Raw genomic sequence first — 21,902 nt, 5'->3', positions numbered from 1 at the left:
GCCGTCCGGACAACCGGCGTTCCGACCCACGTCACCCGGACCGCCGATCACGGTCATCTCCGCCCGGTAGACCGTCGGGGTCAACCCTGAACGGGAGGAAGCATGACCGAGCTTGATCGACGTACCCTGCTGCGGGCCGGCCTGGTGGCCGGCGCCGGAGCCGCCGGCGGCGCGCTGCTGGGCGGTGCCGGCGCGTTCGCCGCCCCGGCCTGGCGCCCCGCGGGACGCCCGGTGCTCACCCACGGCGTGCAGAGCGGTGACGTGACCGCGGACTCGGCACTGGTCTGGACGCGGGCCGACCGGCCGGGCCGGATGCTGGTCGAGGTGAGCCGCCGACCCGATTTCCGGGGCGCGCGGCAACTGCGTGGCCCGGTCCTCGGCCCAGGCGGGGACTTCACCGGCAAGGTCCGGCTGCGCGGCCTGCCGGATGCCGAACGGCTGCACTACCGGGTCCGGGTGGAGAGCCTGGAGCGGCACGGGGTGGTCAGCGAGCCGCTGACCGGGTCACTGACCACCGCGCCGGGTCGCCACCGGCGGCGTGACGTGTCGTTCGTGTGGACCGGCGACGTCGTGGGGCAGGGCTGGGGGATCGACCCGAACTTCGGCGGGATGTCGATCTTCCGGGCGATGCGGAAGACCCGGCCGGACTTCTTCCTGTGCAGCGGCGACACCGTGTACGCCGACGGCCCCCTCGTCGAGTCGGTGACCCTGCCGGACGGGCGGATCTGGCGCAACCTGGTCACCCCGGAGAAGAGCAAGGTCGCCGAGACGCTGACCGAGTACCGGGGACAGTTCGCGTACAACCTGCTCGACCGGCATCTGCGGGAGTTCGCCGCCGAGGTGCCACAGATCAACCAGTGGGACGACCACGAGGTCCTGAACAACTGGTACCCGGGCGAGATCCTGGACGACCCGCGCTACACCGAGCAGCGGGTGGACGTGCTCGCCGCCCGGGCGCGGCAGGCGTTCAACGAGTGGCTGCCCGTGCCGGTCGACGGGCCGATGTACCGGCGTGTGTCGTACGGGCCGATGCTGGACGTGTTCGTGCTGGACATGCGGACACACAAGGACCCGAACGACGGCAACACGTACGCCGACCCGAAGCGCGGTCTGCTCGGCCGTGAGCAGCGGGAGTGGCTGATCCGGGAACTCAAGCGCTCCACTGCCACCTGGAAGGTCGTCGCCAACGACCTGCCGATCGGGGTGGTGGTGCCGGACGGTCCGGGTGCGCAGGAGGGTGTCGCGCAGGGCGACCCCGGTGCGCCGCTCGGTCGTGAGCTGGAGTTCGCCGAGGTGCTGCGGGCCACGCACCGGGCCGGGGTGACCGGCATGGTCTTCCTCACCGCCGACGTGCACTACTCCGCCGCGCACCAGTACGACCCGTCCCGCGCGGCGGTCGGCGATTTCACCCCGTTCTGGGAGTTCGTCTCCGGCCCGGCGCACGCCGGTGCGTTCGGCCCCAACGCGTTGGACGGCACGTTCGGCCCGCAGGCGGCCTTCGTGCACGCCCCACCGCGCGCCAACACCTCCCCGGCCGAGGGCTTCCAGCACTTCGGCGAGGTCACCATCGACGGTGAGTCGGAGGCCCTCACGGTCCACCTCCGCGACCGCGACGGCGCCTGCCTCTGGACCACAACCCTCCCGGCCCCCTGACCCTGCGGCGCGCGTTGATCATGAAGTTGTTGTCGCGACACGCCGTCACGGCGGGCAACAACTTCATGATCGACGGGGCTGAGGGCGGCGGACTGGTCAGGTCGAGATCCGGGCCCCTCCGGCGGTCGGGATGGAGCAGCTCTTCCGCAGGTTGATGGCTGTGGTTCTGCCGGCGTCATTCGGCCCTGGCAGGCCGAACAGCTCCCCGTTGCCAACCGCCAGGTTGACGCCGCGGACTGCCTAGCCTCCTGACGCCGCGGTCGTAGCCCTCCCTGCGGCTGCGGTACGTGCGCCCCACCCCCGACCGCCTTGATCGCGTGTTCGCGCGTGATCGCAGGCTAGGAGCGACCGGGACGGTCGAAAACGAATTCGGATCGAGCCGAATGCTCAGGCCGAGGCGCTCACCGGCTCGTCACCGACGAGCTGCACCAGTGCCAGGCCGGCCGGTTCCAGGCCGTACAACACCCGCCGGCCCACCCGGCGGCGGTGCACCACCCCGGCGGCCAGCAGCGCGGAGAGCTGCTCCGACACGGTGCTCGGGGCGAGCCCCAGGGTGGCCGCGAGGCCAGCGGTGGTGGCCGGTCTCGCCAGCGCCCGCAGCACCTGGGCGCGACCTCGCCCGACCAGCACCGCCAGCCGATCCGTGGCCGGTGTCGTCCGGGGCGCCGAGGCGGACCCACCCTCGGCGAGCACCACCGCCCCGCGCGCCTGATAGGAGACGGCGATGACCTCCGGATGGTCGGTGGCGCAGACGAGTGCTTCCTGCGCGAAGATCAGTGGGATCAGCAGCAGTCGCTGGTTCACCGCCGCGAACTGCTGCTCCGACGGCTTCACCAGCGTCAGCACCGGCTTGTCCCAGCGCACCCGCTCGTGCAGGTCGGCCAGCAACGCGTCCGGACCGTGCGCGGCGAGCACCCGCGCGCGGTGCAGCACCTCCTCGTCCAGCGCCGCCCGCATCGCCGACCACCACGGCGCGATGGCGGCGTCCCAGTACGCCTCGATGCCGTCGGCGAGCCGGTCCAGGGTCGCCCGCCGGTCCGTGACGAACGGGCCGAGCCACCCCGGCACGTCGTCCGGGTGGTAGTAGCGGGGGATCTGTTCGGCGATCACCTCAGCCGGCGTCGCGCGCAGCTCGGAGAGCTGTTCGGCCAGGATCGACGCGGCCGACGGGGGAATCGGACTGAGGAAATCCGGTGCCGGTAGGCCTGCGGTCAGCAGCCGGACCGGCGCGGTCGCCGGCACCTCGTCGAGGACCCGCCGGGCGTGCCGCGCCCAGGCGGTGTATGGCCAGGGCGCCTCTCCCGGATGGCGGCGCAGCACCAGCAGGCTGGTCAGAACCTCCCAGAGCGGACTGGTGGCGATCCGGGTGCGGGCCAGCGTCGACTCATCCAACTCGATCCGGATCACGCGGTAAGCCTAGGTGTCGGCGCGAGCGTTTACTCGGCGGCGGGGCGGCGGCTGGGTCTTGTATCGTTGAGCGCTGTAAGGCGATGACCCGGCCATCACCGGTGAGCCTCCGGAAGAACAGTCGGGCAACCGACCCAGTAGAACCGGACGGGTGCGGCCCGTCACAGCCGGCAATGAGCGGGCGGTCGATCCTGACCGCCAAGCGGGGTGGTACCGCGGACCACCCGGGAGCGCCGTTCGAGGCGTACCCCGGACGGTTCGTCCTCGCAGACCCACGTTGAGTGAGCTGCATGAGGAGAGCGACCCCCGATGGCCTATCCGTTGCACGACCCGACCGCCGCCGGTGTCCCGGCGAGCCCGGACCTGCCCGCGGTCGAGCGCCGGGTCCTGGAGCACTGGACGGCCGACAAGACCTTCGAGGCCAGCGTCGAGGCCCGCCCGGCCGGCGACGACGGTAAGAACGAGTACGTCTTCTACGACGGTCCGCCGTTCGCCAACGGCCTGCCGCACTACGGCCACCTGTTCACCGGGTACGTCAAGGACGTGGTGCCGCGCTACCAGACCATGCGGGGGCGGCACGTCGAGCGGCGCTTCGGCTGGGACTGCCACGGCCTGCCCGCCGAGGTGGTGGCCGAGAAGCAGCTCGGCATCACCAGCAAGGCGGAGATCATCGACCTGGGCGTGGCCCGGTTCAACGACGCCTGTCGTGCCTCGGTGCTGGAGTTCACCCAGGACTGGGAGCGGTACATCAACCGGCAGGCCCGCTGGGTCGACTTCGCCAACGACTACAAGACCCTCGACCTGGACTACATGGAAAGCGTCATGTGGGCCTTCAAGACCCTGCACGACAAGGGTCTGATCTACGAGGGTTTCCGGGTGCTGGCGTACTGCTGGCGCTGCGAGACGCCGCTGTCGAACACCGAGACCCGGATGGACGACGTCTACCGGGACCGGCACGACCCCACCCTGTCGGTGTGGTTCGGGCTGACCGCCGACGAGTCCGCCCCGGAGCTGCTGCGCGGGCCGGTCAAGCTGGGCGTCTGGACGACCACGCCGTGGACCCTGCCGTCGAACCTGGCGCTCGCCGTCGGCCCCGACATCGAGTACGCGGTGCTGGAACGCGACGGGGAGCGGTTCGTGGTCGGCGCGGCGCGGCTGGCCGCGTACGCCAAGGAGCTGGACGGTTTCGAGCAGGTCGGCACGGTGTACGGCCGTGACCTGGTCGGACGCCGCTACACGCCGCTGTTCGACTTCCTCGTCGAGCAGGCCGGGGAGAACGCCTACCAGGTGCTCGGCGCGGAGTTCGTCACCACCGAGGACGGCACCGGGATCGTGCACCTCGCCCCGGCCTTCGGTGAGGACGACCAGAACGTCTGCAACGCCGCCGGCATCCCGACCATCGTCACTGTGGACGACCACACCCGGTTCACGGCGCTGGTCCCGCCGTACCAGGGTGAGCAGGTCTTCGACGTCAACAAGCCGGTGATCCGGGAGCTGAAGGAGCGGGGGGTGGTGCTCAAGCAGGACACCTACACCCACTCGTACCCGCACTGCTGGCGCTGCGACACCCCGCTGGTCTACAAGGCGGTGTCGTCGTGGTTCGTCGCCGTGACGCAGTTCCGGGACCGGATGGTCGAGCTGAACCAGGAGATCAACTGGACGCCCGGCCACATCAAGGACGGCTCGTTCGGCAAGTGGCTGGCCAACGCCCGGGACTGGTCGATCAGCCGGAACCGGTTCTGGGGTTCGCCGATCCCGGCGTGGAAGTCCGACGACCCGAACTACCCCCGGCTCGACGTCTACGGTTCGCTCGCCGACATCGAACGTGACTTCGGCGTACGCCTCACCGACCTGCACCGGCCGGCGGTGGACGACCTGGTCCGCCCGAACCCGGACGACCCGACCGGTCAGTCGATGATGCGCCGGGTGCCGGAGGTGCTGGACTGCTGGTTCGAGTCCGGTTCGATGCCGTTCGCCCAGGTGCACTACCCGTTCGAGAACGCGGACTGGTTCGAGCACCACTACCCGGGTGACTTCATCGTCGAGTACATCGGGCAGACCCGCGGCTGGTTCTACACGATGCACGTGCTGGCCACCGCGCTGTTCGACCGGCCGGCGTTCCGCAACTGCCTGAGCCACGGCATCCTGCTCGGTTCGGACGGGCGCAAGATGTCCAAGAGCCTGCGCAACTACCCGGACGTCTACCACGTCTTCGACGCGTACGGCTCGGACGCGATGCGGTGGATGCTGATGTCCTCGCCGGTGCTGCGCGGCGGTGACATGGCGGTCACCGAGGCGGGCATCCGTGACGCCGTCCGGCAGGTGCTGCTGCCGCTGTGGAACGTCTGGTACTTCTTCACGCTCTACGCCAACGCCGACGGGCACCAGGCGCGTCGACGTACCGACTCGACGCACCTGCTCGACCGGTACGTGCTGGCGAAGACGAACGAGCTGGTGGCCACGGTCGGCGCGCAGATGGACGCGTACGACATCTCGGGCGCCTGCGCCACCGTCCGGTCCTACCTGGACGCGTTGACCAACTGGTACGTGCGCCGCTCCCGGGACCGGTTCTGGTCCGGTGACGCCGACGCGTTCGACACGCTCTGGACCGTGCTGGAGACGCTCTGCCGGGTGGTGGCGCCGCTCGCGCCGTTGACCGCGGAGGAGATCTGGCGTGGCCTGACCGGGGAGCGGTCGGTGCACCTGACCGACTGGCCGGAGGCGACCGAGTTCCCGGCCGACCACGACCTGGTCGCCGCGATGGACGCCACCCGGGCGGTCGCCTCGGCGGCGCTGTCGCTGCGCAAGGCCAAGGGTCTGCGGGTGCGGCTGCCGCTGTCGAAGCTGACAGTGGCCTCGCCGGCGGCGGAGCAGTTGCGGCCGTTCGCCGACCTGCTCACCGACGAGGTCAACGTGAAGGCCGTGGAGTTCAGCGCGGAGCTGTCCGCGTACTGCGAGCAGGTGTTGACAGTGGTGCCCCGGGCGCTCGGCCCGCGGGTCGGCAAGCAGGTGCAGCAGGTGATCAAGGCGGTCAAGGCGGGGGACTGGGAGCTGGTCGACGGCGCCCCGGTGGCTGCCGGCGTCACCCTCGCCGAGGGTGAGTACGAGCTGCGCCTGGTCGCCGCCGACGCCGAACACTCGGCGCCACTGCCCGGCGGCGAGGGCGTGGTGGTGCTGGACACCGACGTGACGCCGGAGTTGGCCGCCGAGGGGCTGGCCCGCGACGTGGTGCGGGTGGTACAGCAGGCCCGCCGTGACGCCGACCTGGACGTCTCCGACCGGATCGTCGTGTCGGTGTCGGCGTCCGACGAGGTGCGTGCGGCAGTGGCGGCGTACGTCGACTTCGTCTCCCGGGAGGTGCTGGCCGACTCGGTGGACTTCGCCGAGGGCATCGACGGCTTCGCCGGTGAGGTCGGCGACGGCGAGCGGGTGACGGTCACCGTCCGCCGTTCGTAGGCACGGTACGGACGCCTCCACACCTCCGTCGGCGGAGTGTGGAGGCGTCCGCTACCGTGACACCGCCTGTTCGCACCTCATCTGCCGGAGGACCAGTGCCCCTGCTCTACACCATCGGCAAGCTCACCGTGGCGCCGACGCTGCGGTTGGCGTTCCGCCCGACCGTGGAGGGGCTGGAACACGTGCCGGCGACCGGCGGCGCGGTCTTCGCCGGCAACCACCTCTCCGTGGCCGACGAGCTGTTCCTCGGCACGGTCGTGCCCCGCCACCTCGCGTTCTGGGCCAAGTCGGAGTATTTCAAGGGCGCCGGTGTGAAGGGTGCGATCTCCAAGTTCGTGCTCACCGGTCTGGGCGCCATTCCGGTCGAGCGGGCCGGCGGTCGGGCCGCGCTGTCCGCGTTCGACGCGGCGATCCCGGCGCTCAAGGGCGGTGACCTGGTGGTGGTCTACCCGGAGGGCACCCGCTCGCCGGACGGCAAGCTCTACCGAGGGCGGACCGGGGCGGCCCGACTGGCGATCTCCGCCGGCGTGCCGATCATCCCGGTCGGCATGATCGGCACGGACAAGGCGCAGCCGATCGGTGCCCGGGTGCCGCGTCCCGGCACCGCCAAGATCACCGTCCGGTTCGGCAAGCCGCTGGACTTCACCGGCCGGCCGGACGACCGCACCTCGCTGCGGCAGATGACGGATGAGCTGATGGGTGAGATCCAGAAGCTCACCGGCCAGGAGTACGTGCCCCGCTACGCCCCGCCGCGCGCCCACCCGGACCCGACCCGCGAAGCCTGACCCGTACCGCCCCCCGCACCCCCGGCCCGCCCCAGGTTGATCAAGAAGTCTCTTGATCAACCTGGGTGGGTGGGCACTCAGCCCCGCTCGGGTTGGACGATCTGGGCGCGCAGCGTGTTCAGCAGGGTGGCGCTGTCACCGACGGAGAGCCGGGTGAACACTCCGGTGGCGATGCTGCCGTGGTCGACAGAGGTGCAGACCACCACGTCGCTGCCGTCCGCCCGGCCGACGGCGCAACGCTCATGCCGGCCGCGTACGCCGGTGTCCACCGTCTCCGGGGCGTTCAGCGCGTAGCGGTCGGTGAGCCGGCTGATCTCCGCCTCCGCGTCCGACTCCGGGCTCAGCCGGAAGCCGGTGCCGCCGAAGACCGTCACCCGCTTGCCGTTGTTCGTGGAGTAGACGCCGGCGAAGGTGTCCTCGGCCAGCCAGTGCTCCTGGCGTACCTCGTTCTCCAACTGCTTGGCGGTCTCCGCGCTGCGGCTGTCCTGACGCAGGCTGAGGTCCTCGATCTGGACGGGCAGTGCCACGCGGGCCGGGTACTGGGCCGAGATCGGGAACCCGTAGTAGGCGGGGCACCCGCAGCAGCAGGCCAGGGTGAGCAGCAGCAGCCACGGCCAGCGGCGACGTCGGCGGACCGGCACCGGAACGTACCCCTTGGGGGCCTGCCAGTCCGGCGGTGGCGCCGGTGGCGGCGGGTCGGACCGCCGGCCGCGGCGCTGCTTCGGCGGTCGGGCCGGCGTCGGGGGAGGTGCGGGCGGCGACATCGGCCGACTCGGCATCGTGGGCCCGGCGGCCTGTGGCGGCACCGGGGCGGCCTGCGGCGGCAGCGGGTGCGGGCCGACCGGGGGAGCGGGCGGACCGGACCACTGCCGGGTCGACGGCGGCGACGGGTAGGGCATCGTCGGAGGCAGCGGGGGCAGCTCGGCGGACGGCAGGTCCCAGCCGCCGGTGTCCACGCCGGCCCACGGGTCGACCGGGGTCTGGTGCTCCGGCGGCCCGACGGGCACGGCCTGCGGCGGCGTCGGCTCGGCCGACTCGCCCCAGGCGGGTCGGCGCGGCGACGGAGGCGGCACCGGGGCCGAGCCGCTCCACCGGGGCGCGGGAACGTCCGCGGTGGCTGTCGACTCGGGCTGGCCCGACGGCTCGGGTTGGTCCGCAGCTGGGGGCTGCGCCGAGGGCTCAGGCTGGTCCGATGGTACGGGTGGGGAGGTCGGCTCGTCGGCGGCCGCCGGATCCCGGTCCGGCTCCGCGCCCGGGGTGTTCCCGTCGGCCGGCCCTGCTCCCGTCTGGGGCTCGGGCATCGCGGCAATCTCCTCTCGCGCCGGTCCGAGGTTAGTACCGCGTCGCCACCGTCGGACGGGCGCGTACCCTTGGCCATCATGAGTGCCCCGTCCACGACGCCGCGCGCGGCCGCGACCAATTCGGTCTGGCCCCAGCTCGAGCCACTGCTGCCCCAGGTCTCCAAGCCCATCCAGTACGTCGGGGGCGAGCTGGGTGCGGTGACTAAGGACTGGGATGCCGCAGCCGTGCGCTGGGCGTTGATGTATCCCGACGCGTACGAGGTGGGCCTGCCCAACCAGGGCGTGCAGATCCTCTACGAGGTGCTGAACGAGCTGCCCGACACCCTCGCCGAGCGGACGTACGCGGTCTGGCCGGACCTGGAGAACCTGATGCGCACGCACGGCGTGCCGCAGTTCACGGTCGACGCGCACCGGGCGGTACGCAGCTTCGACGTGTTCGGCATCTCCTTCTCCACCGAGCTGGGTTACACCAACATGCTCACCGCGATCGACCTGGCCGGCATCCCGATGCTGGCCGCCGACCGCACCGACGCCGACCCGGTGATCGTGGCCGGCGGGCACGCCGCGTTCAACCCGGAGCCGATCGCCGACTTCATCGACGCCGCAGTGCTCGGCGACGGCGAGGAGGCGGTCCTGGAGATCACCGCGATCGTCCGGGAGTGGAAGGCCGAGGGCTCCCCGGGCGGCCGCGACGAGCTGCTGCTGCGGCTGGCCCGCACCGAGAGCGTCTACGTGCCGCGCTTCTACGACGTCGACTACCTCCCGGACGGGCGCATCCAGCGGGTCGTGCCGAACCGGGCGGACGTGCCGTTCCGGGTGCACAAGCGCACGACGATGGACCTGGACGCCTGGCCGTACCCGAAGAAGCCCCTCGTGCCGCTGGCCGAGACGGTCCACGAGCGGTACGCGGTGGAGATCTTCCGGGGTTGCACCCGGGGCTGCCGGTTCTGCCAGGCGGGCATGATCACCCGTCCGGTCCGGGAACGGTCGATCACCACGGTCGGGCAGATGGTCCGCGACGGCCTGGAGTTCTCCGGCTTCAACGAGGTGGGCCTGCTGTCGCTCTCCTCGGCCGACCACTCCGAGATCGGCGACATGTGCTCGGGCCTCGCCCAGCAGTACGAGGGCACCAACGTGTCGCTGTCGCTGCCGTCGACCCGGGTGGACGCCTTCAACATCGACCTCGCCCAGGAGCTGTCCCGCAACGGGCGGCGGACCGGCCTGACCTTCGCTCCGGAGGGCGGTTCGGAGCGGATCCGCAAGGTCATCAACAAGATGGTGACGAAGGAAGACCTGATCCGCACCGTCGTCACCGCGTACACCAACGGCTGGCGGCAGGTGAAGCTCTACTTCATGTGCGGCCTGCCCACCGAGACCGACGAGGACGTCCTCGAGATCGCGGAGATGGCCCACGAGGTGATCAAGGCCGGGCGGGCCGCCACCGGTTCCAAGGACATCCGGTGCACCGTCTCGATCGGCGGGTTCGTGCCGAAGCCACACACCCCGTTCCAGTGGGCCTCGATGGAGCGTCCGGAGGTCATCGACCACCGGCTCAAGATCCTCAAGCAGGCCATCAACTCGGACCGGTCGCTGGGCCGCGCCATCGGCTACCGCTACCACGACGGCGAGCCGTCGCTGATCGAGGGACTGCTCTCCCGGGGTGACCGCCGGGTCGGCTCGGTGATCCGCAAGGTCTGGGAGGGCGGCGGCCGGTTCGACGGTTGGAGCGAGCACTTCTCGTACCAGCGCTGGGTCGACGCGGCTGCCGAGACGCTGCCGGCGTTCGGGGTGGACCTCGACTGGTACACCACCCGGCAGCGCGAGGAGCTGGAGGTCCTGCCCTGGGACCACCTGGACTCGGGCCTGGACAAGGACTGGCTCTGGCAGGACTGGCAGGACTCGGTCAGCGAGTTCGAGCAGGATGACTGCCGGTGGACGCCCTGCTTCGACTGCGGCGTCTGCCCGTCGATGGACACCGAGATCCAGATCGGCCCGACCGGTAAGAAGCTGCTGCCGCTGACCCCGCTGGGCGGCAACGGTATGAAGGTGCCGGCCTCCGGCCACTCACACTGAGGCGCCTGCGGGGCAGCGCCGGGCGGCGTTGACCCACTACTCTCCACTTCCGACATCACCCAACGGGTCCGCTCCTCGCGGACCCGTTGGTGTTGGTCGGGCTTCCTGACGCCCCCCGCACACGAGATCGACAACTGTCGGTTCGTTCGGACGGCGACCAGGGCTGCCCCGACGTGGCCAGACTTCGATACGCTGCGTCTGACATGGACCGACCCCGAGGGTCGGAAACGGGGGAGGAACCGCATGGGGAGCTTGCCGCCGCCGAACACCGGCGATCTGCACGTCAGCGTCGAGGACCTGGACGCCGCCGCCGCGTACGTCGAACGGCTGAAGGAGTATGTCGAGGACACTCTCAGCTACGAGATGGAGCGCATCAAGGAGCGGATGAAGGGCGACAGCAACAACGCCCAGGCCGTTCCGAACGGCACGCCCTTCGGCGCGTTCGAGGACGCCCGCCTGCAGTGGCGGACGCTGGAGACCTCCACGACCAACATGGAGATGCACCTCAAGACGCTCTCCCAGAAGCTCGCCGCGCTGAAGCAGGGCACCGAGGACATCGCCAAGGCGTTCCGCGACGCCGAGGCGCGCAACGGCGCCAACGGCAAGGAGATCGAGCGGCTGCTGGAGTCGGCGGCTCCGCCGCCCCCTGCCGGCGGCACGCCCACCTACCCGCACACGGCCTGAGGGGGACGTCATGGCTGGAGGAACCTGGGAGCGGTGCGTCCGCGAGGTGACGCTCTCCGCGGACCCGGAAACGGTCGGCTCGGTCGGGATGGGGTGGAGCAACCTCTCCGCCGGTCTGGGCCATCTGCGGGACGCGCTCGTCGGTCGGTCGTTCGTCGGCCCGATCGCGACGGGTCAGGAGCGCCCGCACGTGGGTGGTCTGCCCGGCATGCTCGCCGGCTGGAAGGGCAGCGGCGGTGACGCGTACCGCGAGCACCTCGGCAAGATCGGCAAGCAGATCGAGGATCTGATCACCGACGCGAGCAACGTCAGTGGCGCGTTGACGCGGATCGAGGGCGACATCCGCAAGGTGGTGGCCACGATCCCGATCCCGTTGGGGGACGACTTCGGGTGGAACGAGTGGAGCCTGCCCAACGGCACCGAGCTCGATGACGCCCGCGACGGTGAGAGCTCGTCGGGCTTCCTCGCCGCGCTGCGCGCGGACTACCAGAGCAACCCCGCGTCGTACGCCGACGGGGCCTTCCGCGACAAGGCCGACGACCTCGAAGCGACAATGAAGGTCGACGGCCAGGCCGGTGATCAGAAGCGGGGCGGCTTCTGGGACACCAAGGCCCATCTGGACAACTGGTACCGGGACAATCAGCAGGCGGCGAACACGGCGATGTCACCGCTGCCCCCGGCGGTGTACACCGAGCGTCCAAAGCTGGTGGTCGGCGACCCAGGACGCTCTTTCGACGACTACCGACCGGACGATCGGGTGCCTCCGAAGGGGCTGCCTGAGACCGGCGGCATTGGCGGCGGTGGTGGTGGCGGTGGCGGTGGTGGTGGCGGTGGCCCGTCCATCGGCAGCAGGCCGCCCGGCATCAGCGACATCAACGGGGGCCCCACGTCCACTGTGGCCCCGTTCAACCCGACGACGACCGGTGGCCCCGGTGGCGGCCCCTCGTTCGAAGGACCCGGCCCATTCGCACCGCCGACCACCGGTTCCGGCTACCCGGACGGCGACGGCGGCTACAGCACCGGCCTGGCCGGCGCCGCGCCCACCACCATTGGTGGCGTGGGTGGTGGCCTCGGCAGCACCGGGGTCGGCAGCGCCGGTCTCGGTGGAGCCGGCGGTGGTTTCGGTGGCGGCGCGGGCGGCGGGCTCGGGTCCGGCGGTGGTCTGGGTGCCGCCAGCGGGATCGGTGTCGGCGGTATCCCCGGCATGGTGGGTGGCGGCAACGGAAAGATTCCGCCGGTGACGAGCGCGGCCAACGCCCTGCGTACCGCCGCTGGCGCAGGTGCCGGTGGTGCTGGCATGCCGGGCGGCACGCGTGGCGGCACCGGGATGGGCGGCGCCGGGATGATGGGCGGCGGCATGATGGGCGGCGCGGGCGGTGCCGGGCACGGCGGTGGCACCGGCTCCGAACACTCGTCGTGGTTGACTGAGGATGACGATCCGTGGGGCCCTGGTGACGGGGCGTCCCCGGGCGTCCTTCGATGAGGACGGACGGATGAGGGTGAATGCTGCAGCGCTCCGACCGGTGACTGCCTCCCTGCTGGCGGGTCTCCTGGTGCTGGGAGCCGCCCAACCGGCGGCCGCCGCGCCTCGGCGGGCCGAGCAGTGGTATCTGGATGAGCTCCGGATCGCGCAGGCACACAAGCTGTCCACCGGGCAGGGCGTGATCGTGGCCGTGGTCGACAGCGGCGTCGACGCGAATCACCCGGATCTCAAGGGCCAGGTGCTGGCCGGTGGCCGCAGCGACGGCGGCAGCGGAGATGGACGGGCCGACGCGCAGGGGCACGGCACGCACATGGCCGGCATCATCGCGGCGACGAACGCCAGCGCCGACGGCGTGGACGGCATCGCCCCCGGCGCGAAGATCCTGCCCATCAGACTCGACGCCTCTGCGGATGACGCGCCGTACGACGAAGTGACGGTCAGCCGCGGCATCCGGATGGCCGTCGACGGTGGCGCCAAGGTGATCAACGTGTCACTGGGCAAGCCGTCGGCCGTCACCCCCGAAGAGGTCAGCGCCATCCAGTACGCCCTGGAGCGCGACGTCGTCGTGGTGGTCGCCGCCGGTAACACCGCCAAGGGCAGCGTCAAGGTCGAGGCTCCCGCCAGCGTCCCCGGCGTGATCGCCGTGACCGGGACGACCCGGGGCGGCAAATTCTGGTCCGGCTCCGTCCAGGGCCCCGAGGCGGTGGTCGCCGCACCCGGCGATGACATCTACAACGCCGGCCGCAACAAGGGCTACGGCTGGGGTGACGGCACCTCCGACTCCACGGCGATCGTCTCCGGTGTGGCCGCGTTGATCCGATCGAAGTACCCGAACCTCGACGCCGCCAATGTGATCAACCGGATCATCCGGACTGCCCGGGACTCCGGCCCCGCCGGCCGGGATCCGCAGTACGGGTTCGGCCTGATCGACCCGGTGACCGCGCTGAGCGCGAACGTGCCGCCGGTCAGCGCCAATCCGCTGCTCGACCCGGCCGCCGCGGCCAACCCGGCACCCACTCGGACAGCGGACGCGGCCGAGGAGTTCGACGTCACCCAGCACGGCGACCGCGGTGGCCCCACCGACCAGCAGGTCATGGTGGTCGTCATCGGCATCGCCGTGGTGCTGGTGCTGCTGCTGGGGTTGGCGGTGTTCCTGATCTGGAACCGACGTCGGTACCGCCGTGAGGCGGCCCTGGCGGCCGACCTGCCGGACGACCTGCTCGACCAGGTGGCCACCGACGGGTACGCCCCACCCGGCGCTGGTTACGCCCCGCCGCCCGGTTACCCCGCACCCCCGGGCTACGCCCCACCGTCCGGGTACGCCCCACCGTCCGGCTACGCGCCGCAGCCGCCGGGCTACGGCCCGCCTGGCGGGGGCCCGTCGGCTCCACCGGGGCGCGAAAACCGGTCCTGATCGCCAATGGCCGGCCGGGTGACCTGCGTGTCACCGGCCGGCCATCGGCGTCCTGGACGGCTGATCATGGCCCTGTCGACCGGTTTCACCCGGTTCGCCGGAGCGAGGCGACCGCCCCGGCTGCGTACCGTCACGGACCCTGCGCCAGGATGGGTGCACACGCAGGTACCCCCGAGGAGCCCACGATCGCCAAGAAGCCTCAACCCGAGGGCGGCCAGGCACCGGTCGTCCAGCGCGTCCGCATCCGATACGCCAAGCGCGGCCCGCTGCGGTTCACCTCGCACCGGGACTTCGCCCGCGCCTTCGAACGCGCGCTGCGCCGGGCCGCCGTGCCGATCGCCTTCTCCCAGGGTTTCCACCCGCACCCCAAGATTTCCTACGCCAGCGCCGCCCCCACCGGGGTGGCGAGCGAGGCGGAATACCTGGAGATCGCCCTCCAGTCGGAGGTCGACCCGGAGGCGCTGCGCGCCGCGTTGGACGCCGCGCTCTCACCGGGGCTGGACGTCCTGGACGCCGTGATCGCCGAGGGCGGCAGTCTCCCGGACCGGATCGAGGCGTCGCGCTGGTACATCGAGATGCCCGAGGTCGACCCGACGGTGCTGCGCGCGGCGGTGGACGCCTTCGTCGCGGCCGACGAGGTGCTGGTGGAGCGGATGACCAAGCAGGGCCGACGCACGTTCGACGCCCGCGCTGCCGTGATATCCATCGATGCCCCGGCGCCGGCACCGACGCCTTCCGGGGCGCCGGCCGTACCGTGTGCGATACTCGAACTGGTCGTGCGGCAGGTCACCCCGTCCGTACGGCCCGATGACGTCCTTTCCGGCCTCCGCGTGGTGGCCGACCTGGAGCCGCCGGTTTCGCCGAGGGTGACCCGGCTGGCTCAGGGCACGTTGACCGCGCAGGGTGCGATCGTGGATCCGTTGGATGCGGACCGCGACGGGGCAGCCATCGTTGGGCACTGACCGACGGTCGGTGTTCTGGCAGGCAGACTTCGGCGGTCGCGCACCACGCGCGCCCGGCGGAAACACTTTTGCGGCGACCCTGCGTGGCAGCGCTCACCCGCGCCCGGGCTAGCCAGAACTGGAGAACGTCCATGCTCGAGAACGAGCCCGAGGGCGGCGAACGGACCGGTTCACAGCCGGCCGGTGAAACCGCCGACGAGAGCACCACGACCGACGGCGCCGCCGTCGCGACCCCCACCACGGCAGTCGGCTCGGCCTCGGTCGAACCGGCAGGCGCGGAGACGGCTGAGCCTGCCGCGCCGGTGCGGCGTGCGAGGACGACCCGTCGTCGGGCCGCCCCGCTCAACCAGCCGGAGCAGACCGACGCGCCGATCGAGGCGTCCACGGGTGGATCCGGCAGCGTCGAGTCGCCGCAGGCGGAGGTCTTCGCCCCGGTCTCCGGTGACCAGGACGTCGCACCGAAGACCCCCCGGCGCCGCCGCAAGGCCACCCCCGTCGAGACCACCGCCGAGGAGCCGCTGGTCGCGGCCTCCGCAGAGGCGGCCTCGGCCGAGGTTGTCCCGCCGGTCAAGGTGACCCGCACCAGGCGCAAGAAGGCCACCCCGGCTGCCGTCGAGGAGCCGCCCGCCACCGAGCAGCCGGCCGCCGTCGAGGAGCAGCCCTCGATCGAGGAGCCGGTCGTCGCCGAGGAACCGGTTGTCGACGAGGAGCCGGCGGAGTCCGACCTGCGCGAGGCCGAGGCCGAGCTGAACGACACCGACACCCTCCCGAGGGCGAGCGCCGCCGAGTTGGCCTGGACCAGTGGCGCGCAGGAGCGCTCGGGCGAGGTGCCGCCGGGTGTGGCCGTCCCCGCTGTGGCCGATGAGCCCACCGAGCCGGCCGAGGCCGAGCCGGAGCAGCCGCGTACCCGTCGTCGGAGGGCCGCCCTCTCGGCGCCCACAGTGCTGTTCATGGCACCCCAGCCGGACGCCGTGCCGGTGACCCGGCCGGTGGAGCTGGCCCCGGTCGCCGAGGAGCCGGCTGTGGAGGAGGCCGCCGAGCCGTCCCGCCGCCGCCGGCGTGGTCGCCGCGACATCGAGCCGGTCGAGCCGGTCGAGGCGATCGAAGCCGAGGAGGAGCCGGTCGAGGAGGCCGACGAGGCCGCCGAGACGGATGAGGACGACGAGGACAGCGCCGCCGCGCGCCGTCGGCGCCGGCGTGGTCGCCGGGGCCGGGGCCGCGGCAAGGGCGGGGCCGACGACGCCGAGGACGAGGAGTCCGAGGAGGCGGCGCAGGCCGACGAGGAAGAGACCGCAGAGGTCGAGGCCGAGAGTGACGAGGACGAGGAGACCGAGGGCGGCGATGGCCTGACCCGTCGTCGCCGGCGTCGTCGCCGCCGTGGTGCGGGCGACACGGAGGGTGCCGCGGACGACGGTGTGCCGACCGTGGTCAAGATCCGCGAGCCGCGCCGGACCGTCGACGAGGTGCAGGGCGTCTCCGGCTCGACCCGCCTGGAGGCCAAGCGTCAGCGCCGCCGCGACGGCCGGGAGCAGCGGCGTACCCGACCGCCGATCCTCAGCGAGTCGGAGTTCCTGGCGCGCCGGGAGGCCGTCGATCGCGTGATGGCGGTCCGCCAGCGCGGCGACCGTACTCAGATCGCCGTCCTGGAGGACGGCGTGCTGGTCGAGCACTACGTCACCCGTAACTCCTCCGGCACCATGGCCGGCAACGTGTACCTGGGCAAGGTGCAGAACGTGCTGCCGAGCATGGAGGCGGCGTTCGTCGACGTCGGCCGGGGCCGCAACGCGGTGCTGTACGCCGGCGAGGTCAACTGGGACGTGTCCGGCCTGGAGGGGCGGGCCCGCTCGATCGAGCAGGCGCTGCGCTCCGGCGACTCGGTGCTGGTCCAGGTCACCAAGGACCCGATCGGGCACAAGGGCGCTCGGCTGACCAGCCACATCGCGCTCTCCGGCCGGCACCTGGTCTACGTGCCCAACGGCAACGCGTCCGGGATCAGCCGCAAGCTGCCGGACAACGAGCGCAAGCGGCTGCGCGACGTGCTCAAGAAGCTCGTTCCGGACGGCGCGGGCGTCATCGTCCGCACCGCCGCCGAGGGCGCCACCGAGGACGAGCTGGCCCGTGACGTCAAGCGGCTCCAGGCGCAGTGGGAGGACATCCAGGCCAAGGCCGCCGAGGGTGGCGCCCCGGCGCTTCTCTACGGGGAGCCGGACCTGGTCATCCGCGTGGTCCGTGACCTGTTCAACGAGGACTTCCGCGAGCTGGTGATCGAGGGCGAGCAGTCGTACGACATCGTCGAGTCGTACCTGTCGCACGTCTCTCCGGACCTGGTGGACCGGGTGCGCCGGCACGTCGGGACGAGCGACGTCTTCGCCGAGTACCGGATCGACGAGCAGATCATCAAGGGCCTGGACCGCAAGGTCTTCCTGCCCTCCGGTGGCTCGCTGGTGATCGACCGCACCGAGGCGATGACTGTCGTCGACGTCAACACCGGTAAGTACACCGGCTCCGGGGGCAACCTGGAGGAGACCGTCACCCGCAACAACCTGGAGGCGGCGGAGGAGATCGTCCGCCAGCTCCGGTTGCGCGACATCGGCGGCATCGTGGTGATCGACTTCATCGACATGGTGTTGGAGTCGAACCGTGAGCTGGTGCTGCGCCGTCTCACCGAGTGCCTGGGCCGGGACCGGACCAAGCACCAGGTCACCGAGATCACCTCGCTCGGTCTGGTGCAGATGACCCGTAAGCGGATCGGCGCGGGCCTGCTGGAGGCGTTCAGCGAGACCTGCGAGTGCTGCAAGGGTCGAGGCGTCATCATGCACACCGAGCCGGTGCCGGAGAAGCCGCGCCCTGCCGGCGCGGGGGAGAAGGTCAAGGCGGTCGCCTCCGCGGTGGCCGCCCCCGCCCCGGCCGCCGAGCAGGCCACCACCTCGTCCCGCCGCCGGGCGCGCAAGAACGCCCCGGCCGAGCGGGCCGTCGTGGAGGTCGTCGACACCGACACCAGCGCCGAACCGGACGCCGACTACCAGGACACCATGGGCTACGACCTGTCCCGCTACGAGTCGGACACCGCCGCCGCGCCGGCGATCTCCGACAGCCAGCAGGGGGAGTCGGCTCGGTTGGCGGCGGCGGACGACCCGGACGCGCTCGCCGACGGTGACGGCGACGAGGACGCCACCGAGGGTGGCGCCGGCCGACGCCGTTCACGTCGGGGTGGCGCCCGCCGGCGGACGCGCCCCTGACCGCCTGACCGGCCAAGTGTTTGACGAGGTCCCTTCCCCGGCAATGTGACGGGGGAGGGACCTCGCCGTTGCGGCCACCCCGGTCCAGGATCGGTCGTCCCGGGTCAGGAGAAGAAGATGCGTCGTCTGTTCGCCGTCACCGCGTTGGTCACCGTGCTGGCTGGCTGCTCCGCCGACCGGCCTGGGAGCGTCGGGCCAGGTCCGACCGCCGTGACCACCGGTGGCTCGGCCTCCGGGCCGAGCGGTGTTCCGGCCAGCGGTGCTGCGGCGGGCGGCGGCACGAAGGTCTGCGTCGCCGCCCAGCAGGCCAGCACCACCGCCGTACGGACGTACGTGGCGGAGCTGGGCCGGATGGTCGCGGCGGTGGGCGCCGGGGACAGCAGCACGGCCGAGGCCGCCCGTGGGCGGGCCGAGGCGGCACTGGACGGCTGGCGCACCGAGCTGCGGGAGCAGTCGGAACAGGCCACCGATCCGCAGCTCAAGACTCTGCTCACGGACCTCGGCACCGAGGTGGCCGCGCTCAGCGTCGACGTCGAGTCGATCGACGAGACTGAGTTGGACCGGCTCCAGCAGCGTCTCGACCAGCTCTGCGCGCGCTGACCAGGGCGGGCCGGTTTGGGGTCGGGGCCGGCAATGGCGTACTCTTGCCTGCGGCCCACCTTTGGTGTGCCGAGTTCCCGTGTGCCCGCGCCGCCGTGCACTGCTACCCGGCGAGCCGCTGCGGGGACGACCGCCAGCAGCCTCAACGACAGGGAGTCCGCCTCCGATGTACGCGATCGTCAAGACCGGCGGCAAGCAGTACAAGGTCGCCGAGGGCGACGTGATCGAGGTCGAGAAGCTCACCGGTGCCCCCGGTGACGCGGTGAAGCTCACCGCGGTGCTCCTCGTCGACGGTGACGACCTGGTGACCGACGCGGCGAAGCTTGCCGAGGTCGCGGTGTCCGGCGAAATCGCCGCGCACACCAAGGGCCCGAAGATCCGGATCCACAAGTTCAAGAACAAGACCGGCTACCACAAGCGCCAGGGTCACCGCCAGCCGTTGACCCAGGTCAAGGTGACCGGCATCTCCAGCGGGAAGTAGGTCGTCCTCCAATGGCTCACAAAAAGGGTGCGTCCAGCTCGCGTAACGGCCGTGACTCCGCGGCCCAGCGACTCGGCGTGAAGCGCTTCGGTGGTCAGGTTGTCAGCGCCGGTGAGATCCTCATCCGGCAGCGTGGCACCAAGTTCCACCCCGGTGACCTGGTCGGCCGTGGCGGCGACGACACGCTGTTCGCGCTGTCGGCCGGTGCGGTCCTGTTCGGCACCAAGCGCGGTCGCAAGACCGTCAGCATCGTTCCGCAGCAGTAGTTCTCGAGCCAAGCGGGCCGCGGACCTACGGGTCCCGGCCCGTTTGGCTTTTTTCGAAGTGCGGGGTTGGACCTCGCTGGAAGGATTGACGCCGTGGCAACGTTCGTTGACCGGGTCGTTCTGCATCTGCAGGCCGGCGATGGCGGGCACGGTTGTGCCTCGATCCACCGCGAGAAGTTCAAGCCCTTCGGCGGGCCTGACGGCGGCAACGGCGGGCACGGCGGCAGCGTGTCGCTGGTGGTCGACCCGCAGGTGACCACGCTGCTCGACTTCCACTTCCACCCGCACGTCAAGGCCGACAACGGCAAGGGCGGCGCCGGGTCGAACCGGGACGGGGCCAACGGTCACAACCTGGTGCTCAAGGTGCCCAACGGCACCGTGGTGCAGACCACCGACGGCACCGTGCTGGCCGACATGGTCGGCGCCGGCACCACCTTCGAGGTGGCCCGCGGTGGGCGCGGCGGGCGGGGCAACGCCTCGCTGGCCAACGCCAAGCGCAAGGCTCCGGGCTTCGCCGAGCTGGGCGAGCCCGGCGACCAGCTGGACATCGTGCTGGAGCTCAAGAGCGTCGCCGACGTGGGCCTGGTGGGTTTCCCGTCGGCCGGCAAGTCGTCGCTGATCTCGGTGATCTCCGCGGCCAAGCCGAAGATCGCCGACTACCCGTTCACCACCCTGGTGCCCAACCTCGGTGTGGTCCGGATGGACAACCACACCTTCACCGTCGCTGACGTCCCGGGTCTGATCCCGGGTGCGGCGACCGGCAAGGGCCTGGGCCTGGAGTTCCTGCGGCACATCGAGCGCTGCGCGGTGCTGGTGCACGTCATCGACTCGGCGACCCTGGAGCCCGGGCGTGACCCGGTCGCCGACATCGACGCCATCGAGGCGGAGCTGAGCCAGTACGGCGGGCTCACCGACCGCCCGCGACTCGTGGCCGTGAACAAGGTCGACGTGCCGGACGGCCGGGACCTCGCCGAGATCGTGCGCCCCGACCTGGAGGAGCGCGGCTACCGGGTGTTCGAGGTGTCCGCGGCCACCCGGGAGGGGCTCAAGGAGCTGACCTACGCGATGGCCGACCTGGTCGAGGCCGAGCGCAAGGCCGCGCCGCCCGCCGAGCCGACCCGGATCGTGATCCGTCCGATGGCCGTGGACGACGACGGCTTCACCATCACGGCCGAGGCGGACGGCTCCTTCACCGTGCGCGGTGTCCGGCCCGAGCGCTGGGTCAAGCAGACCAACTTCGACAACGACGAGGCGGTCGGCTACCTGGCCGATCGGCTGGCCCGGCTCGGGGTGGAGGACAAGCTGGCCAAGGCCGGCGCGCAGCCCGGTGACCTGGTCCGGATCGGCGCGCGCGAGTTCGACTGGCAGCCGACGCTGTTCGCCGGCGTGGACTTCGTACCCGGTAACCGGGGCACAGACGTCCGCCTGGAGGAGAAGTCGAACCGGGCCTCGGCGGCGGACCGGCTCGCCGCCCGTAAGGCCCGCCGGGTGCGGTCGGCCGACGAGGTCGGCGCGGACGCGTCCGACGACCTCGACGACCTCGACGACGAGGACGACGCCGAGTAGTTCGTTGCGCTCTGTGACCGGGTTGATTTCCGGAAACCTCCGCGAAATCCACCCGTTCTAGCGTGGGGCGATGCTGATCGAGTCCCGGCCTGTCACCGATCCGGAGATCGCCGCCCTCGTCGTCGCGCAGCAGCGTGAGCTGCGCGAGGCCGATGGCGGGTTGGACGGGCAGGTCTTCATGCCGCACGACGACGTCCGCTACCTGGCCGTGGTGGTCAACGATCGGGCGGTCGCCTGCGGAGGGCTCCAGTCGCTCGACGCCGAGACCGGCGAGATCAAGCGGATGTACGTGCGGCCCGCGTACCGGGGGCGGGGCATCGCCCGCCAGTTGGTGGCCGCGCTGGAGGAGTGCGCGTTCCGACAGGGGCACTCGGTGGTCTGTCTGGAGACCGGCACCTACCTGCCGACGGCGATCGCGCTGTACACCTCGTGTGGCTACGAGCAGATCCCGGTCTACGGCGAGTACGTGAGCAACCCGTACAGCGTCTGTTTCGCCAAGCGGCTGCCGGTCGCGGCCTGAGGCGTCGCGTCG

General features: G+C 71.4%; 16 protein-coding genes. 14 read left to right on the top strand and 2 right to left on the bottom strand.

Annotation, left to right across the window (positions count from 1 at the left end):
* Positions 1-102: 102 nt before the first annotated feature.
* The gene (locus AC3CF1_RS12750; RefSeq protein ID WP_488450544.1) at positions 103-1,653 is read left to right on the top strand and encodes an alkaline phosphatase D family protein; all 1,551 of its coding nucleotides are present in this window, start codon (positions 103-105) and stop codon (positions 1,651-1,653) included.
* Positions 1,654-2,040: 387 nt separating this feature from the next.
* On the opposite strand, the gene AC3CF1_RS12745 is transcribed toward AC3CF1_RS12750, so the two are convergent.
* The gene (locus tag AC3CF1_RS12745; RefSeq protein WP_488450543.1) at positions 2,041-3,060 is read right to left on the bottom strand and encodes a helix-turn-helix domain-containing protein; all 1,020 of its coding nucleotides are present in this window, start codon (positions 3,058-3,060) and stop codon (positions 2,041-2,043) included.
* Positions 3,061-3,369: 309 nt separating this feature from the next.
* Between AC3CF1_RS12745 and ileS the strand changes: the two genes are divergently transcribed.
* Both ileS and AC3CF1_RS12735 read left to right on the top strand, forming a co-directional pair.
* Positions 3,370-6,516, top strand: a complete 3,147-nt coding sequence (ileS, locus tag AC3CF1_RS12740; RefSeq protein ID WP_354983354.1) for an isoleucine--tRNA ligase — start codon at positions 3,370-3,372, stop codon at positions 6,514-6,516.
* A 95-nt stretch (positions 6,517-6,611) separates the two neighbouring features.
* The gene (locus AC3CF1_RS12735; RefSeq protein WP_088949739.1) at positions 6,612-7,301 is read left to right on the top strand and encodes a lysophospholipid acyltransferase family protein; all 690 of its coding nucleotides are present in this window, start codon (positions 6,612-6,614) and stop codon (positions 7,299-7,301) included.
* Between the two features lie 77 nt (positions 7,302-7,378).
* On the opposite strand, the gene AC3CF1_RS12730 is transcribed toward AC3CF1_RS12735, so the two are convergent.
* Positions 7,379-8,602, bottom strand: a complete 1,224-nt coding sequence (locus tag AC3CF1_RS12730) for a hypothetical protein (protein WP_354983355.1) — start codon at positions 8,600-8,602, stop codon at positions 7,379-7,381.
* 78 nt (positions 8,603-8,680) lie between these two features.
* Between AC3CF1_RS12730 and AC3CF1_RS12725 the strand changes: the two genes are divergently transcribed.
* From AC3CF1_RS12725 to AC3CF1_RS12675, 11 genes are all read left to right on the top strand, one after another.
* Positions 8,681-10,675: a TIGR03960 family B12-binding radical SAM protein gene (locus AC3CF1_RS12725; RefSeq protein WP_355160529.1), complete on the top strand. Its 1,995-nt coding sequence runs from the start codon at positions 8,681-8,683 to the stop codon at positions 10,673-10,675.
* 243 nt (positions 10,676-10,918) lie between these two features.
* Positions 10,919-11,359, top strand: coding sequence for a hypothetical protein (locus AC3CF1_RS12720; protein ID WP_488450542.1), 441 nt, complete (start codon positions 10,919-10,921; stop codon positions 11,357-11,359).
* 10 nt (positions 11,360-11,369) lie between these two features.
* Positions 11,370-12,842, top strand: a complete 1,473-nt coding sequence (locus AC3CF1_RS12715) for a hypothetical protein (RefSeq protein ID WP_354983358.1) — start codon at positions 11,370-11,372, stop codon at positions 12,840-12,842.
* 10 nt (positions 12,843-12,852) lie between these two features.
* Entirely contained in the window at positions 12,853-14,256 is a 1,404-nt protein-coding gene (gene mycP / locus AC3CF1_RS12710) for a type VII secretion-associated serine protease mycosin (RefSeq protein WP_488450541.1), read from the top strand.
* A gap of 149 nt (positions 14,257-14,405) precedes the next feature.
* Positions 14,406-15,218: a TIGR03936 family radical SAM-associated protein gene (locus tag AC3CF1_RS12705; RefSeq protein WP_354983360.1), complete on the top strand. Its 813-nt coding sequence runs from the start codon at positions 14,406-14,408 to the stop codon at positions 15,216-15,218.
* Between the two features lie 131 nt (positions 15,219-15,349).
* Positions 15,350-18,457: an Rne/Rng family ribonuclease gene (locus tag AC3CF1_RS12700; protein WP_488450540.1), complete on the top strand. Its 3,108-nt coding sequence runs from the start codon at positions 15,350-15,352 to the stop codon at positions 18,455-18,457.
* Positions 18,458-18,574: 117 nt separating this feature from the next.
* Positions 18,575-19,057 (top strand): hypothetical protein, encoded by a 483-nt coding sequence (locus AC3CF1_RS12695; RefSeq protein ID WP_488450539.1) that lies wholly within the window; start codon positions 18,575-18,577, stop codon positions 19,055-19,057.
* A gap of 166 nt (positions 19,058-19,223) precedes the next feature.
* Positions 19,224-19,538 carry a 50S ribosomal protein L21 gene (gene rplU / locus AC3CF1_RS12690; protein WP_007464063.1) on the top strand — a complete coding sequence of 105 codons (315 nt, stop codon included), beginning with the start codon at positions 19,224-19,226 and terminating at the stop codon, positions 19,536-19,538.
* 11 nt (positions 19,539-19,549) lie between these two features.
* Positions 19,550-19,804: a 50S ribosomal protein L27 gene (gene rpmA / locus AC3CF1_RS12685; protein WP_074313740.1), complete on the top strand. Its 255-nt coding sequence runs from the start codon at positions 19,550-19,552 to the stop codon at positions 19,802-19,804.
* Positions 19,805-19,897: 93 nt separating this feature from the next.
* Positions 19,898-21,370 carry a GTPase ObgE gene (obgE, locus tag AC3CF1_RS12680; RefSeq protein WP_396685735.1) on the top strand — a complete coding sequence of 491 codons (1,473 nt, stop codon included), beginning with the start codon at positions 19,898-19,900 and terminating at the stop codon, positions 21,368-21,370.
* A 70-nt stretch (positions 21,371-21,440) separates the two neighbouring features.
* Positions 21,441-21,890: a GNAT family N-acetyltransferase gene (locus AC3CF1_RS12675; protein ID WP_088951956.1), complete on the top strand. Its 450-nt coding sequence runs from the start codon at positions 21,441-21,443 to the stop codon at positions 21,888-21,890.
* Positions 21,891-21,902 lie beyond the last annotated feature (12 nt).

Source organism: Micromonospora sp. MGP-C2, assembly GCF_057766525.1.
This window is presented reverse-complemented; position numbering and strand designations above follow the sequence as displayed.

What these genes read in the sequence shown, in the direction of transcription:
- AC3CF1_RS12750 (WP_488450544.1), top strand. Translation starts at nt 103, where the DNA reads ATGACCGAGCTTGATCGACGTACCCTGCTGCGGGCCGGCCTGGTGGCC.
- ileS (WP_354983354.1), top strand. Translation starts at nt 3,370, where the DNA reads ATGGCCTATCCGTTGCACGACCCGACCGCCGCCGGTGTCCCGGCGAGC.
- AC3CF1_RS12730 (WP_354983355.1), bottom strand. Translation starts at nt 8,602, where the DNA reads ATGCCCGAGCCCCAGACGGGAGCAGGGCCGGCCGACGGGAACACCCCG.
- AC3CF1_RS12725 (WP_355160529.1), top strand. Translation starts at nt 8,681, where the DNA reads ATGAGTGCCCCGTCCACGACGCCGCGCGCGGCCGCGACCAATTCGGTC.
- AC3CF1_RS12720 (WP_488450542.1), top strand. Translation starts at nt 10,919, where the DNA reads ATGGGGAGCTTGCCGCCGCCGAACACCGGCGATCTGCACGTCAGCGTC.
- AC3CF1_RS12715 (WP_354983358.1), top strand. Translation starts at nt 11,370, where the DNA reads ATGGCTGGAGGAACCTGGGAGCGGTGCGTCCGCGAGGTGACGCTCTCC.
- mycP (WP_488450541.1), top strand. Translation starts at nt 12,853, where the DNA reads ATGAGGGTGAATGCTGCAGCGCTCCGACCGGTGACTGCCTCCCTGCTG.
- AC3CF1_RS12705 (WP_354983360.1), top strand. Translation starts at nt 14,406, where the DNA reads ATGGGTGCACACGCAGGTACCCCCGAGGAGCCCACGATCGCCAAGAAG.
- AC3CF1_RS12700 (WP_488450540.1), top strand. Translation starts at nt 15,350, where the DNA reads ATGCTCGAGAACGAGCCCGAGGGCGGCGAACGGACCGGTTCACAGCCG.
- AC3CF1_RS12695 (WP_488450539.1), top strand. Translation starts at nt 18,575, where the DNA reads ATGCGTCGTCTGTTCGCCGTCACCGCGTTGGTCACCGTGCTGGCTGGC.
- rplU (WP_007464063.1), top strand. Translation starts at nt 19,224, where the DNA reads ATGTACGCGATCGTCAAGACCGGCGGCAAGCAGTACAAGGTCGCCGAG.
- rpmA (WP_074313740.1), top strand. Translation starts at nt 19,550, where the DNA reads ATGGCTCACAAAAAGGGTGCGTCCAGCTCGCGTAACGGCCGTGACTCC.
- AC3CF1_RS12675 (WP_088951956.1), top strand. Translation starts at nt 21,441, where the DNA reads ATGCTGATCGAGTCCCGGCCTGTCACCGATCCGGAGATCGCCGCCCTC.